Origin of the sequence: Rheinheimera sp. (assembly GCF_036782235.1) — a bacterium.
Taxonomy (GTDB): Bacteria; Pseudomonadota; Gammaproteobacteria; order Enterobacterales; family Alteromonadaceae; genus Pararheinheimera.
The window spans coordinates 21,732-35,926 of the sequence record NZ_DAIPZL010000011.1 but is presented as its reverse complement, the minus strand read 5'-3'; the positions used below and the strand labels follow the sequence as shown (position 1 = coordinate 35,926).

12 protein-coding genes are annotated in these 14,195 nt (G+C 48.1%); 3 read left to right on the top strand and 9 right to left on the bottom strand.

What is annotated here, in order from left to right; all coding sequences use genetic code 11:
• Positions 1 to 4: 4 nt before the first annotated feature.
• From V7P87_RS12470 to V7P87_RS12455, 4 genes are read right to left on the bottom strand one after another with little or no spacing between them, the layout of a single operon-like run.
• Positions 5 to 2,116 carry a chemotaxis protein CheA gene (locus V7P87_RS12470; RefSeq protein WP_333797715.1) on the bottom strand — a complete coding sequence of 704 codons (2,112 nt, stop codon included), beginning with the start codon at positions 2,114 to 2,116 and terminating at the stop codon, positions 5 to 7.
• Positions 2,117 to 2,128: 12 nt separating this feature from the next.
• Complete coding sequence (locus V7P87_RS12465; RefSeq protein WP_333797714.1) at positions 2,129 to 2,434, bottom strand: STAS domain-containing protein; 306 nt, start codon at positions 2,432 to 2,434, stop codon at positions 2,129 to 2,131.
• Between the two features lie 25 nt (positions 2,435 to 2,459).
• The gene (locus tag V7P87_RS12460; protein WP_333797713.1) at positions 2,460 to 2,825 is read right to left on the bottom strand and encodes a response regulator; all 366 of its coding nucleotides are present in this window, start codon (positions 2,823 to 2,825) and stop codon (positions 2,460 to 2,462) included.
• Positions 2,826 to 2,837: 12 nt separating this feature from the next.
• Positions 2,838 to 3,995 carry a methyl-accepting chemotaxis protein gene (locus V7P87_RS12455; RefSeq protein WP_333797712.1) on the bottom strand — a complete coding sequence of 386 codons (1,158 nt, stop codon included), beginning with the start codon at positions 3,993 to 3,995 and terminating at the stop codon, positions 2,838 to 2,840.
• A gap of 430 nt (positions 3,996 to 4,425) precedes the next feature.
• Here V7P87_RS12455 and V7P87_RS12450 point away from each other — a divergent pair, with 430 nt between their 5' ends.
• Together V7P87_RS12450 and V7P87_RS12445 are read left to right on the top strand one after the other, a co-directional pair.
• Positions 4,426 to 4,998: a cytochrome b gene (locus V7P87_RS12450; protein WP_333797711.1), complete on the top strand. Its 573-nt coding sequence runs from the start codon at positions 4,426 to 4,428 to the stop codon at positions 4,996 to 4,998.
• 19 nt (positions 4,999 to 5,017) lie between these two features.
• Entirely contained in the window at positions 5,018 to 5,590 is a 573-nt protein-coding gene (locus tag V7P87_RS12445; RefSeq protein WP_333797710.1) for a YceI family protein, read from the top strand.
• A gap of 114 nt (positions 5,591 to 5,704) precedes the next feature.
• Here V7P87_RS12445 and yfaE read toward each other — a convergent pair whose 3' ends face one another.
• The 5 genes from yfaE to ubiG all read right to left on the bottom strand — a co-directional run bounded on the left by yfaE (position 5,705) and on the right by ubiG (position 11,303).
• The gene (gene yfaE, locus V7P87_RS12440) at positions 5,705 to 5,962 is read right to left on the bottom strand and encodes a class I ribonucleotide reductase maintenance protein YfaE (protein ID WP_333797709.1); all 258 of its coding nucleotides are present in this window, start codon (positions 5,960 to 5,962) and stop codon (positions 5,705 to 5,707) included.
• Positions 5,963 to 5,967: 5 nt separating this feature from the next.
• Positions 5,968 to 7,098 carry a class Ia ribonucleoside-diphosphate reductase subunit beta gene (gene nrdB / locus V7P87_RS12435; RefSeq protein WP_333797708.1) on the bottom strand — a complete coding sequence of 377 codons (1,131 nt, stop codon included), beginning with the start codon at positions 7,096 to 7,098 and terminating at the stop codon, positions 5,968 to 5,970.
• Positions 7,099 to 7,169: 71 nt separating this feature from the next.
• A complete protein-coding gene (nrdA, locus tag V7P87_RS12430; protein ID WP_333797707.1) occupies positions 7,170 to 9,455 on the bottom strand; it encodes a class 1a ribonucleoside-diphosphate reductase subunit alpha in 2,286 nt (761 codons plus the stop codon).
• Positions 9,456 to 9,906: 451 nt separating this feature from the next.
• The gene (locus tag V7P87_RS12425) at positions 9,907 to 10,581 is read right to left on the bottom strand and encodes an HAD family hydrolase (protein ID WP_333797706.1); all 675 of its coding nucleotides are present in this window, start codon (positions 10,579 to 10,581) and stop codon (positions 9,907 to 9,909) included.
• An 11-nt stretch (positions 10,582 to 10,592) separates the two neighbouring features.
• Positions 10,593 to 11,303, bottom strand: coding sequence for a bifunctional 2-polyprenyl-6-hydroxyphenol methylase/3-demethylubiquinol 3-O-methyltransferase UbiG (ubiG, locus tag V7P87_RS12420; RefSeq protein ID WP_333797781.1), 711 nt, complete (start codon positions 11,301 to 11,303; stop codon positions 10,593 to 10,595).
• 216 nt (positions 11,304 to 11,519) lie between these two features.
• Between ubiG and gyrA the strand changes: the two genes are divergently transcribed.
• The gene (gyrA, locus tag V7P87_RS12415) at positions 11,520 to 14,147 is read left to right on the top strand and encodes a DNA topoisomerase (ATP-hydrolyzing) subunit A (protein ID WP_333797705.1); all 2,628 of its coding nucleotides are present in this window, start codon (positions 11,520 to 11,522) and stop codon (positions 14,145 to 14,147) included.
• Positions 14,148 to 14,195: the final 48 nt, after the last annotated feature.

Genomic DNA, 14,195 nt, shown 5'->3' with positions numbered 1-14,195 from the left:
CGGGCTAAGACATGGGATGACAGGCGGTATTCTCGGCAGTGCTGGCAAACTGCACCAGCTGCGGAATATCCAGAATAAAACCAACATTACCTGAACCGAGGATGGTGTATCCGCCGATCCCTTTCAGTGATTTAAACATGCTGCTCAATGGTTTGATCACGGCCTGCAACTCACCTTGCAGTTGATCCACCACCAGGCCGGCTTTGTGGTTGCCATATTGCACCACCACGATGTTTTCTTTGGCTTTGGCATCGGATTTCAGGTTAAACAGCTGTTTGAGTTTGATAAAAGGCAAAACTTCACCACGCAAGTCCAGATAGTTGCGCTCGTTTTCATGCTGGTCTTCAAACTCAATACATTCCTGCACCATATTGAGCGGCAATACCAGATGAGTGTCGCCGATGCGCACCAGAAAACCGTCGATAATGGCAAGCGTCAAAGGCAGCCGGATTTTAAAAGTGGTGCCTTTGTCCGGCACAGAATCAATCTGGATCTGGCCACGTAGCTCTTCGATATTACGTTTCACCACATCCATGCCCACACCGCGGCCGGACAGATTGGTGACCGCAGATGCGGTGGAAAAACCAGGTGCAAAGATCAGCTTAAATATCTCTTCTTTGCTCAGCTCTCTGTCGGCGGCAATAATGCCTTTTTCAATCGCTTTTTGCCGGATCCGTTCGACATTCAGGCCAGCGCCATCGTCGCTGATTTCAATGACCACAGAGCCGGACTCATGGCAGGCGGACAGCTTTAACCGGCCTTGCGCCGGTTTCCCTTTGTAAAGGCGCATTTCAGTGTTTTCGATGCCGTGATCCACTGCGTTGCGCACTATATGCATTAAGGGATCCGACAGTTTTTCCACCATGGTTTTATCCAGCTCAGTGTCTGCGCCTTCAACCACCAGTTCAATGTCTTTGCCAAGCTCCTTGGATACATCCCGCACTATACGACGTAACCTGCTAAAAGATTCGCCCACCTGCACCATACGAAGGCCCAGGGCGCCATCACGGATTTGTTCCAGCAGGCCGGTTAACACTCCAAAGGCTTCCTGCAGTGGCTCATGCTCAATTTGCTGCAGCAGACTGTCGATGCTGGCACCTGCGGTGACCAGCTCGCCAACCAGATTGATCAGCTCATCCAGTTTGCGTGCTTCGACTTTTAGAAACTGAAAATCAGGCGGTCTTTTATGCTCAGTGGCTTTTTGTTTATCCAGCGCCATGGCCACAGCGTCGGCCGACACAGCGCCCTGGCCAACCAACACTTCCCCCAGCGCCTGCACTTTCTGGCTTTGCTGTTGCAGTTGTTGTTGCGCCTGTAAGGCGCTTTGCAGCTCACGTTCGGTGACAGCGCCAACACTGACCAGCAAAGTGCCGAGTTTTTCATCAGAAGGCGGGATGTTTTGCAGCGATTGTTCAATTTGTTGCGGTGCAGTAATGACGACCTTGCTGCTGTCCTGCACAAACTCAAACACATCCTCAATCTGCTGTTTATTGGCCTCTGAGGCAAAATCAAGTTTCAGGTGTAAGTAGCAGGATTCCGGGTCGAAGTGTTCGGGGAAATTCCAGAGCGCGCTGACATGTTCGATACAGCCTAAAGTTTGCAGAAAATTCAGCTGTGACAGAGGATCCATGCCATCGCGAAATACGTCTTCGCCATACTGAATATCTAGTTGCCAATAAGCAGGGCTGTTATGAATAATGGCTTTGGCCGGCTCAGCCACTTCGACCTGTGGCTGGATATACTGATGCAGTTGTTCAATCAGGGCTGCACCTTGCTGCAGGTCGATACTGACAGTTTCATCTTCGAGCTGTCGGATCATCGCCGCCATATGGTCCTGACAATCCAGCATCAGGTTAATCAGCTCTGCGTCCATCTCCAGCTCGTTGCTGCGCACTTTATCCAGCACACTTTCAACGTTATGGGTAAAAACCACCACAGGGTCAAAACCAAACATGCCGGCTGAGCCTTTAATGGTGTGAGCAGCGCGGAAAATGGCGTCAATATGCTCGGCAACCTCAGCGTCGCCACTTTCAATCTCCAGTAAACAGCTTTCCATCACTGCCAATAAGCTGTTGGCTTCTTCAATGAACAATAACCTTGCCTGCGTCAGATCCATCACAGCCTTCCTTTATTGTTCAAAATGTTGTGGCCATTGCAGGCCATACAGGGCGCTGACCCGGGAAAACACCGCGTTATCGCTGCCGGAGACAATACACTGGGCAGGAGCGGCAATTTTTGACAACAGCCACAGCAATAACTGCACACCGGCCGAATCCAGCTCTTCGAGGTTGGCCACATCCAATATCAGTTTCAGACTGTCACTTTGCCAAAAAGGTGTCAGCGCCTGGTGTACCTCACGCACATTAAAAATGGTGAGTTCAGTTGGCAGCTCTGCCACCAGAAAGTCGGCTTTATGGCTCAGTTGTACCGGCATCTGTAGGTCCTTCTGTGTTGAATCATCAGGCCAGGATCAATTTTTGGACAGCAAGTAACATTTGTTCCGGTTTAAACGGTTTGACCACCCAGGCTTTGGCACCGGCGGCTTTGCCTTCTTCTTTTTTCTGCTCAGAACCTTCAGTGGTCAGCATGATCACAGGAGTAAAACGGTAAGCGGGTATTTGTTTAATTTCCTTGAGCATAGTGATGCCGTCCATATTGGGCATATTGACGTCGGAAATAATCAGGTTAATTTTCTGGCCGGTAAGCTTGCTGAGCGCATCTTTGCCATCACAGGCTTCAATCACGTCATAACCATTGGCTCTTAAGGTCATGCCAACCACCTGACGAATACTGATGGAATCATCCACTATTAAAATGGTTTTCATACAAATCCCCGATTAAAAGAAAGTAATTTCGTCGTCCTGCTGTTTATTTTTGTTATTTTGTCCACCGCGATGCACACTGGCTTGTTCCAGCGTGGTGTAGGTTTTTTCCAGCTCTGTTAACCATTGTTCGGTGGAAATCAGCTGTGGCTGGTTATCTTGCTGGATATCACTGAGCATTTCTGTACACTTTTGTCGCAGCTTGTCCATATCCGACATAATGTGTCCCAGAATTTGGCTGACTCTGTCCTGGAACTGCAAATTAACAATGACATCAGACAGTTGCTGCTGAACATGGCGCGACTGCTGCTCAAGCCTGTCGTTATTGTCGGTAATGACACGCACCGCTTGTTCGTAGTCGGTGATCACCCCATGAATAGTTTGTTCAGTCTGACTGATAGCCTGTTGCTCTGTCTCTACCAGACTTTCTGAGTCCTGCACCACTTTGGTCAGCGCCTTAGTCACATCAGCCACCCGCTCACGAATACGCCGGCCCGCTTCACCGGAGCGGTTAGACAATGCCCGCACTTCAGTGGCCACCACCGCAAAACCCCGGCCACTTTCACCGGCGCGCGCTGCTTCAATAGCCGCATTTAACGCCAGCAGGTTGGTTTGCGCAGCAATATCACCAACTTCAGCTGTCATGCTTTGCAAAGCTTCAGTGACTTTGGCCAGCTGCTGAATTTCTTCCAGCATTTTTTGTCTGTTGTGCTGGGCGTCATTGAGCTGACGGGTCATTTCCAGCAGTTTACTTTCCGATTGTTCAATCATCAGGATGAGATCCTGATTCTGCCGGCCAGACTGCGCCTGTTGTGGGTCGTTTAATAAATCAAAAAGTTGCTGAAATCTGACATTTAAATTCAGCACAGCCTCTTCGGTTTGTTCTTTCACCAGGGTGGACTGTTTGTTCCAGAGTGGCATCAGCTGATGCACCAGTGTTAATAAATGTTCAGAAAACTGCTGATAGTTGGTCTGAACCTGCAGCGGCTCGGCATGTTGGGGCTCGCTCTGTGGTGCACTCTCTGACCATTGCCAATACACCAGCGCAGCTGTTGCTAACAGCAACAGCACAAACAAAACTGACAGCCCGAGCGAAAGACCACTCAAGCCAACCACAACGAGTAACAACGCCTGCAGCACAAGCGTCAGATATTTAGCAAAAGATGATGTCATCACAGATCAGAAGTCCAAGGTTATTAAGTAAATCAATGCGGTACAGGCGTACCTGCTTTTATGGGTGCAGATTAATACTTGACGCAAATTGCGGGGGCGTCAAGCTCAGTTGCCAAACTTCGTTGAATTCTAAAAAACAATTTTTCTTTTATTTACCAGACATTTATCCAGAACACCGAACAAACGTATTGTTGCTTGCAATCTGAAACATCCCTGCTTTATTTTGCTTACATCAACTCTGGAGTGGCTTTGGGTCCAGACAATAAAAACAGCATTGCCAGATTGGGCCGTTACACCACAAAACATCGTTTTAGCAGGACAAGCCGGACCCTAGCAGGCGAAAAACATTCAAATTAATCGATAGATTGCTGCGTTTTTTTACGGTTTTTATTTAGTGTTATCGCAAGTACATTGGTGATCCGGAGGACTTATGCAAGCAGAACCACAGAATAACGCAGTGATGCCAAAAACTTTGCGCTACAACAATCTGAGTGTCAGTCTGCACTGGCTGACGGCTCTGGTGGTGTTTGGGTTATTTGCACTGGGCTTTTGGATGGTTGATTTAACCTATTACAGCAGTTGGTACAAAACAGCACCTTACTGGCACAAAAGTGTTGGCATTCTGCTGGCCGCTCTGCTGCTGTTAAGGCTGTTCTGGCGCTTCAAATCGGGTAAACCAGCGGCGCTGCCTCACCAAAACCGGCGGTTGCAACAAATGGCAGCCTTAGTGCATCTGCTGCTGTATCTGTTGCTTCTGGCTATTGTGCTGACCGGGTATCTTATTTCCACGGCAGACGGGCGGGGCATTGAAGTGTTTGGCTGGTTTGAAGTGCCGGGCGTGGGTGAGTTGTTTGCAGAGCAGGCCGATATTGCCGGTGCTTTGCACAAATGGTTTGCCTATGTATTGATGGCTCTGGTGGCTTTGCATGCTGCCGGCGCAGTTAAACATCATTTTGTTGACAAAGACGCCACGCTTAAACGCATGTGGTGGCATAAAAATTAGCAACCTGTAAGGAGATTTTATGAAAAAGTTAGTGATCGCAGCCGCTATGAGCACCCTGTTGACTATGCCTGCCGTTCATGCCGCCGACTATGTGATTGATACTCAAGGCGCACATGCCTTTATCCAGTTTAAAGTCAGCCACTTAGGTTACAGCTGGTTACATGGTCGCTTTAATACCTTCAGCGGTAACTTCAGTTATGACGATAAAAATCTGGCTGCATCAAAAATTTCGCTGGAAATTGATACCAAAAGTGTTGATTCCAACCACGCAGAGCGTGACAAACATTTACGCAGCGCTGATTTTTTAAATGTGGACAAACATGGCAAAGCCAGTTTTGTCAGCACCAAAGTAGTGCCCAAAGAGGGGGCAAATTTTGATTTGGTCGGCAACTTCACGCTGAACGGCGTGACCAAAGAAATTACCATTGCCGCTGCCAAGACCGGTGAGGGCAAAGATCCATGGGGCGGTTACCGCGCTGGTTTTGAAGGTAAAACCAGCATCAACTTATCAGACTATGGTATTAAAAATATCTTAGGGCCAGCTTCAGAAACTGTGCAGCTCGATTTAGTTGTTGAAGGCATTCGTCAGTAAGTTTTGGCAAAGCGGCTGACATCAAAGCCACTGAAACTAAGGTTGATCAAAAAAAGGCAAATCAATGATTTGCCTTTTTTTATTGTGCATTAAACACCAGCTGCAAAAACACAGTTAGCCTGGGATCTCTATTTTGATATCGCCAACAGGCACACTGCAGCAGGGCAAAAACTCGCCTTTACGGACAAAAGCTAAAGGCTCCTGCAGGTAGCTGATTTGGCCTTCGATGAGTTTACAGCGGCAAGCACCACAAAAACCGGAACGACAATGGTAGTTCAGCTGGTATTTGTGCTGCTCAAGGGTTTCGAGCAGATTGGGGCAGCTGCCATCAAAAATCAGGCGACTGCCATCCGGCAACCCGATAATAGACATCGGACTTACAGATCAAAGTCGCCAAAGTCAGCGCCATCGACTTCGTTGTCAATCTGACCCACCAGATAAGAGCTGATTTCGGATTCCTGTGGCGCCACCTGCACATTGTCTGACACCAGCCAGGCATTGATCCATGGAATAGGGTTTTGTGTGGTACTAAAAATTGGTTTCATGCCCAGGGTTTGCATTCGCACATTGGTAATGTACTCAACGTACTGACATAAAATGTCTTTGTTCAGACCAATCATAGAGCCGTCTTTAAATAAGAACTCGGCCCAGTCTTTTTCCTGCTCTGCGGCTTTGCGGAAAATGGCATAAGCCTCTTGCTCACATTCTTTGGCAATTTCCCCCATCACAGGGTCGTCTTCACCGGCCGCCATAATATTTAGCATATGCTGGGTTCCGGTTAAATGCAGTGCTTCATCGCGGGCAATGAGCTTAATGATTTTGGCATTGCCTTCCATCAGCTCGCGCTCAGCAAAAGCAAAACTACAGGCAAAGCTCACATAAAACCGAATGGCTTCCAGCACATTGACCGACATCAGACACAGATAAAGTTTTTTCTTTAATTCACGCAGGCTGATGCTGTGGCTGACACCATTGACGGTATGAGTGCCTTCACCACAGAGGTGGTACAGATTCACTGAGTTAATTAAATCATCGTAATAGCGGGTGACATCGTCAGCACGCTCAATGATTTTTTCATTGAGCAGAATATCATCAAAAATTTTATGCGGTTCGTTGGTGATATTACGCACTATATGGGTGTAGCTGCGGCTGTGAATAGTTTCACTAAAAGCCCAGGTTTCAATCCAGGTTTCCAGCTCGGGCAAAGAAACAATAGGCAACAAAGCCACATTGGGCGAGCGGCCCTGCACTGAATCCAGCAGTGTCTGATATTTCAGGTTGCTGACAAATATGTGTTTTTCATGCTCAGGCAAACCCTGAAAGTCGATGCGGTCTTTACTGACATCCACTTCTTCCGGGCGCCAGAAAAAGCTCAGCTGCTTTTCAATCAGTTTTTCGAAAATGACGTACTTTTGCTGATCGTAGCGCGACACATTGACGGAAGTCCCAAAAAACATCGGTTCTTTCATTTGATCGTTATTGGTACGATTAAAAGTGGTATACGCCATTGCTCACAGATCTCTTGTTATAAGTTTTGAATTAGTACGAAATATACGGGGCTCAATGAGCCCCGGATCCACTAGATTTTACAAGCGCCACCGGCGCAGCCATCATCTGCCGCTTCGGCTTTGATGTCTTCCTGCACATCGGCAGCACCATCACGGGTGTTATGGTAATACAGAGTTTTTACGCCAAGTTTATAGGCCGTCAGAATATCTTTTAACAACAACTTCATCGGAACACGGCCACCATCAAATTTGGCCGGATCGTAGTTGGTATTGGCAGAAATAGTCTGGTCGATAAACTTCTGCATAATGGCAACCAGCGCGATATAACCATCATTGCTTGGCATATCCCATAACAGCTCGTAGCTGTCTTTGAGCCGCTCGTAATCAGGCACCACTTGTTTCAGGATACCGTCTTTACTGGCTTTCACACTGACATGACCGCGTGGTGGTTCAATACCGTTGGTGGCATTGGAAATTTGCGACGATGTTTCAGACGGCATCAGCGCAGACAGGGTTGAGTTGCGCATACCGTGCTTGACGATATCCTGACGCAGTTGCTCCCAGTCGTAGTGCAGTGGCTCGTTGCACACTTTATCCAAATCTTTTTTGTAGCTGTCGATTGGCATCACACCTTTGGCGTAGGTGGTTTCATGGAACAGCGGACATGGACCAAATTCCTGCGCCAGTTTGTTTGATGCTCTCATCAGATAATACTGAATAGCTTCAAAAGTACGGTGTGTCAGCGCATTGGCGGAACCGTCGGAATACTTGACGCCGTTTTTCGCCAGGTAATAAGCGTAGTTAATGACACCAACACCTAAAGTGCGACGGCCCATAGAGGCTGAAAACGCCGCCGGAATAGGGTAGTCCTGATAACCCAGCAGGCTGTCCAGTGCACGCACCGCCAGCTCTGCCAGCTCTTCCAGTTCATCCAGGTTGTCGATGGCACCTAAGTTAAAGGCTGACAGGGTACAAAGCGCAATTTCACCATTTGGGTCGTTGACGTCATTGAGTGGTTTGGTTGGCAATGCAATTTCAAGGCAAAGGTTACTCTGACGTACCGGCGCCACTGCAGGGTCAAACGGGCTGTGGGTATTGCAGTGGTCAACGTTCTGCAGATAAATACGGCCGGTGCTGGCGCGCTCTTGCATAAATAAAGTAAAGAGTTCCAGCGCTTTGATCCGTTTTTTACGGATATTACTGTCGGCTTCGTATTTTACATACAGCTGCTCAAATAAATCCTGATCCTGGAAGAAGGCATCATATAAACCAGGCACATCAGATGGGCTGAATAACGTGATGTAATCATCTTTAATCAAACGGCTGTACATCAGGCGGTTAAACTGCACGCCGTAATCTAAATGCCGCACCCGGTTTTCTTCTACACCGCGGTTGTTTTTTAATACCAGCAGTGACTCAACTTCCAAATGCCACAGCGGATAAAACAAAGTGGCAGCACCACCCCGGACACCGCCCTGAGAGCAGCTTTTTACGGCAGTCTGGAAGTGTTTGTAAAATGGAATACAACCGGTATGGAAAGCTTCGCCGTTGCGGATTGGGCTACCCAGAGCGCGGATACGACCGGCGTTAATACCAATACCGGCACGTTGTGACACGTACTTCACAATGGCGCTGGACGTCGCGTTAATCGAATCCAGGCTGTCACCACATTCAATCAGCACACAAGAGCTGAACTGACGGGTTGGTGTACGCACGCCAGACATAATGGGCGTAGGCAAGGAAATTTTAAATAAAGAAACGGCGTCGTAAAAACGGCGGATGTAATCAAGACGCGTGCTTTTTGGATAATTGGCAAATAAGCAGGCCGCCACCAGAATGTATAAAAACTGCGCGCTTTCGTAAATTTCGCCTGTGACGCGGTTTTGCACCAGATATTTACCTTCCAGCTGCTTCACGGCTGCATAACTGAAATTCATATCGCGGCTGTGGTCGATAAAATTGTCGATCTGCTCAATTTCTTCTTTGCTGTAATCAGCCAGAATATGAGCATCGTATCTTTTATCTTCCACCATCTTCACAACATGGTCATACAGCTTTGGTGGTTCAAACTGGCCATAAGCTTTTTTGCGCAGATGAAATACTGCGAGGCGGGCCGCCATATACTGATAATCCGGAGTTTCTTTGGAAATCAGATCAGCAGCAGCTTTAATAATGGTTTCGTGAATATCTTCGGTTTTGATGCCGTCGTAAAACTGAATATGCGAGCGCAATTCAACCTGAGAGACGGAGACGTTTTGTAAACCTTCAGCAGCCCAGGTAATCACCCGGTGGATTTTATCCAGATCCAGAGGTTCCCGTCCGCCATCACGTTTGGTAACAAAGAGTGGTTGATTCATTGCTGAAGAGTTCCGTTTCAATTGTTGTTATAGGTTGTGTGCACTTGGCTTTATCTTTATAGAAAAACCCAAAAAAGCAGTCTTGCTGTCAGCGTGATCACGCCACTTTAAAGACACAAATTGCAGGTCTGCGCTTCTAGTGAAGTCAGCATTTGTTGCTGCACTAGATATAGGGTTTTTCCTTAAACGAATCACAAGATAGAGTGGATCAAAGCCAATTGCAACCCCTTGACGCCGCCGAAAATTAACCACATTTTTATTATGTTAGTAACCACTCACTTGAGAGCCGCGTAACTGAAAACACCCCGTTAGAAGCAAGTGTTTTTTTGCATTTTCACTAAATAATTTGACCGGTTATTTTTTAAATTAGCGCTGTTTAAAAAGCAAACAGCTGTGCTTTTCAGGGCACAGCTGTGTTGTTATTTGAATGCAATCAGAATGAAGACAACTGTTAATCAGGCAGGTAGTTGATTAGCTCACTGAGCTGTTCAATACGAAGACTGGCTTGCCATAACTCAGGCTGATCCGAAGCGCCGATATAACCAAAACCGGCCAGTACTGTTGTCATGCCGGCACGACGTCCAGCCTCAATATCACGCTCAGCATCACCCACATACCAGCATTGTCTGGCCGGCACTTTGAGCTGATGGGCGGCCATCCACAGCGGTGTTGGGTCGGGTTTACGAACCCCCAGACTGTCACCACCCAATAAAATGCCACATCCTGCTAAATCCGGCAGCTGGCGCAACATACTGGCGGCCAGTTTATAAGGTTTGTTGGTGACAATACCCCAGGGGATTTGCTGTTGATTCAGCGCCTGAATTAATTCAGCGCCACCGGCAAATAACTGGCTGTGATCACAAATATGAGCGGCGTAATACTGCAATAACAGACTGCGCAGTTCAAAAAAATCAAAATTACCAAGCAACTCACCAAAACCAAGCTCTAACAAACCCCTGGCACCATGAGAGGCTACGGGTCTGTATTGCTCAGGACTACAGAGCGGCAGTTTATGCTGCGCCAGCACATAGTTTAATGCCGCGCCCAGATCATCAGCGGTATCGACCAAAGTGCCGTCTAAATCAAATAACAACGCATGCGGAAACCGCAATTCAGTTCCACTCATCACGGCCTCTGCTACACAGCTTTACGGGCAACAACAAAATAATTCACATCAACACCCGGGCCGGTGCGAAAACTCTGTTGCAGCGGGTTGTAATGCAAACCTGTGGCGTCTACCAGCTCAAGTCCGGCATTTTCTATCCAGCGCATCAGCTGTGAAGGGCGGATAAACTTATTAAAATCATGGGTACCATCGGGGACCAGCTTTAATAGTTTTTCAGCGGCCACTATGGCCAAAAGATAAGCTTTCCAGTTTTTATTTAAGGTAGAGAACACCAAAGTGGCGCCTGGTGCTGCTAAATCAGCACAAGCCTGCACCACAGAAGCAGGCTCTGGCACATGCTCCAGCATTTCCATACAGGTTACCAGTTCAAACGCCTCCGGGTTGGCTTTGGCAAAGTCTTCGGCAGTGCTTTGCTGATAAGTCACCTGAGTGCCGGTTTCCAGCGCGTGCAGTTTTGCCACCGACAGCGCTTCCTTTGCCATATCAATGCCGGTCACCACAGCACCGGCTTTGGCCATAGCTTCGGCCAGAATGCCGCCACCACAGCCGACATCGACCGCTTTTTTACCAAATAAACCCTGCACCTGGTCGCTGATATAACTTAACCGGGTCGGGTTAAGTTGATGCAAAGGTTTAAATTCTCCGGTCGGATCCCACCAGCGTGAGGCAATCTCGTTAAACTTGGCAATTTCACTGACGTCAACATTGCTGTTGGATGACATGGACATAAAGCGCTTTCTCTTGCTGTAAAAATTTTGTCGTCATTATAAGGAGTTGCCATCAACATACAATGCACAGAACTTCTTAGCTTTGTGATTGGATCTTGTCTTAACCATGGCAAGGCGGCACTATTGTGTTAGAATCCCGGGTTCTCGCCGCGCGGATAATAGAACTAAACGCGAGTCATCTGTCTGATTTTAAGGGAAAAAAGCTTTATTATGACAAATCTGGCCAAAGAAATCGTTCCCATTAATATTGAAGAAGAATTAAAAAATTCTTATCTCGATTACGCCATGAGCGTAATAGTTGGCCGGGCCTTACCCGATGTTCGGGACGGTTTAAAGCCAGTGCATCGCCGGGTTTTGTTTGCGATGAAAGAACTCGGCAACGAGTGGAACCGGGCTTATAAAAAATCTGCCCGTGTAGTCGGTGACGTGATTGGTAAATATCACCCGCACGGCGACACCGCTGTGTATGACACCATAGTCCGGATGGCGCAGCCATTTTCACTGCGTTATATGCTGGTGGACGGTCAGGGTAACTTTGGTTCGGTTGACGGTGACTCCGCAGCAGCCATGCGTTATACCGAAGTGCGGATGGCCAAAATCACCACCGAATTACTGGCTGACTTAGATAAAGAAACTGTCGATTTTGTGCCGAACTACGACGGCACTGAACAAATTCCGGCAGTATTACCCACCAAAATTCCAAACTTACTGGTCAATGGTTCCAGCGGTATTGCGGTCGGTATGGCCACCAATATTCCGCCGCATAACCTCAGCGAAGTGATTGACGCTTGTTTGGCGCTGATTGCCAATCCGGATATTACGATTCCAGAGCTGATGGAACACCTGCCAGGCCCGGATTTCCCAACTGCCGCTATTATCAACGGCCGCCGTGGTATTGAAGAAGCTTACCGTACCGGTCGTGGCAAAGTGTATATCCGTGCCAAAACCCATATTGAAACTGACGATAAAACCGGTCGCGAGACCATTATCGTTGATGAAATTCCGTATCAGGTGAACAAAGCCCGTCTGATTGAAAAAATCGCCGAGCTGGTGAAAGAAAAACGCATTGAAGGTATTTCAGCACTGCGCGACGAGTCTGACAAAGACGGTATGCGTATTGTCATTGAGCTTAAACGTGGTGAATCTTCTGATGTAATGCTGAACCAGTTGTATACCCAGACTCAGATGCAAACTGTGTTTGGTATCAATATGGTGGCGCTGGATCAGGGCCAGCCAAAACTGCTTGGCTTAAAAGAAATCCTCGAATGTTTTGTGCTGCACCGCCGTGAAGTGGTCACCCGCCGTACCGTGTACGACCTGCGTAAAGCCCGTGACCGCGCCCACATTTTGGAAGGTTTAGCCATTGCGCTGACCAATATCGACGAAATTATCGAGTTGATTAAAAACTCACCAAGCCCGGCGGAAGCCAAAGCAGGTTTAGTCGCCCGTGGCTGGTTACTCGGCAACGTCAAAGAAATGCTGGAGCGTTCTGGTGAAGGCGCTGCCCGTCCTGAGTGGCTTGAAGAACATTTTGGTATTCGCGACGGTTATTATTACCTGACCGAACAACAGGCGCAGGCCATTCTTGATTTACGTTTGCATAAACTGACGGGCCTTGAGCACGAAAAAATCCTTGGTGAATACAAAGAACTGTTGGATTTAATCGCTGAGCTGCTGCATATCCTGGCAAGCCCACAACGTTTGATGGAAGTGATTTGTGAAGAGTTAGAAGCGGCCAAAGCCATGTATGGTGATGCCCGTCGTACTGAGATCCAGGACAATGCTCTGGATATCAATATGGAAGACTTAATTGCTGAAGAAGACGTGGTTGTAACTCTGTCGCACTTGGGTTATGCCAAGTATCAGCCGTTGTCAGATTATGAAGCGCAGCGCCGCGGTGGCCGTGGTAAAGCCGCAACGACAGTCAAAGATGAAGACTTTGTTGACCAGCTGTTAATTGCCAGCACTCACGACACCATTTTGTGTTTCTCTAACCGTGGTCGTCTGTACTGGATGAAGGTTTATCAATTACCGCTGGCTTCCCGTCAGGCACGGGGTAAACCTATCGTTAACCTGCTGCCGCTGGAAGAAAACGAGCGTATTACTGCCATTCTGCCGGTTCGGGAATACGAAGAAGGCAAATATGTGTTTATGGCCACGGCCAACGGCACAGTGAAGAAAACAGCGCTGACCGAATATTCGCGCCCACGCAGCAACGGTATTATTGCCGTAAACCTGAACGAAGGCGACCAGCTGATTGGGGTGGATATCACAGACGGCAGCAGCCAGATCATGTTGTTCTCCGATGACGGCAAAGTCGTGCGCTTCCATGAAGAGCAGGTACGGCCTATGGGTCGTGGCGCCACAGGCGTGCGTGGTATCAAACTGCGTGAAAACGGCTCAGTGGTGTCATTAATAGTACCTAAGTCTGAAGGCGCTATCTTAACAGTCACCGAAAATGGTTATGGTAAACGTACTTCACTGGCTGAATACCCAGAGAAGAGCCGCGCCACTCAGGGTGTGGTGTCAATTAAGGTCTCCGAGCGCAACGGCTTAGTCGTTGGTGCAGTGCAGGTGAACGCACTGGACGAAATTATGCTGATTTCTGACAAAGGTACTTTAGTGCGCACCCGCGTCAAAGAAGTGTCGCAGGTTGGCCGTAATACCGCAGGTGTGATCCTGATCCGCACCCAGGAAGGCGAAAAAGTGGTGGGCGTACAGCGCATTGACGAAATTCAGGACCAGGAAGAACTGGCGGCCGCCGAAGCAGAAGTGGCAGTGCTGGATCAGCAAAACAGAATAGATGTTGAAGCTGAACCAGACGATTCAGAAGAATAAGCTGTAGCTTATAAAACGGGCGCCTCGGCGCTCGTTTTTTTTTAGTGC

Excerpts from the sequence above, each read along its gene's own strand:
- V7P87_RS12470 (WP_333797715.1), bottom strand. The coding sequence starts at position 2,116 with ATGGATCTGACGCAGGCAAGGTTATTGTTCATTGAAGAAGCCAACAGC.
- V7P87_RS12465 (WP_333797714.1), bottom strand. The coding sequence starts at position 2,434 with ATGCCGGTACAACTGAGCCATAAAGCCGACTTTCTGGTGGCAGAGCTG.
- V7P87_RS12460 (WP_333797713.1), bottom strand. The coding sequence starts at position 2,825 with ATGAAAACCATTTTAATAGTGGATGATTCCATCAGTATTCGTCAGGTG.
- V7P87_RS12455 (WP_333797712.1), bottom strand. The coding sequence starts at position 3,995 with ATGACATCATCTTTTGCTAAATATCTGACGCTTGTGCTGCAGGCGTTG.
- V7P87_RS12450 (WP_333797711.1), top strand. The coding sequence starts at position 4,426 with ATGCAAGCAGAACCACAGAATAACGCAGTGATGCCAAAAACTTTGCGC.
- V7P87_RS12445 (WP_333797710.1), top strand. The coding sequence starts at position 5,018 with ATGAAAAAGTTAGTGATCGCAGCCGCTATGAGCACCCTGTTGACTATG.
- yfaE (WP_333797709.1), bottom strand. The coding sequence starts at position 5,962 with ATGTCTATTATCGGGTTGCCGGATGGCAGTCGCCTGATTTTTGATGGC.
- nrdB (WP_333797708.1), bottom strand. The coding sequence starts at position 7,098 with ATGGCGTATACCACTTTTAATCGTACCAATAACGATCAAATGAAAGAA.
- nrdA (WP_333797707.1), bottom strand. The coding sequence starts at position 9,455 with ATGAATCAACCACTCTTTGTTACCAAACGTGATGGCGGACGGGAACCT.
- V7P87_RS12425 (WP_333797706.1), bottom strand. The coding sequence starts at position 10,581 with ATGAGTGGAACTGAATTGCGGTTTCCGCATGCGTTGTTATTTGATTTA.
- ubiG (WP_333797781.1), bottom strand. The coding sequence starts at position 11,303 with ATGTCATCCAACAGCAATGTTGACGTCAGTGAAATTGCCAAGTTTAAC.
- gyrA (WP_333797705.1), top strand. The coding sequence starts at position 11,520 with ATGACAAATCTGGCCAAAGAAATCGTTCCCATTAATATTGAAGAAGAA.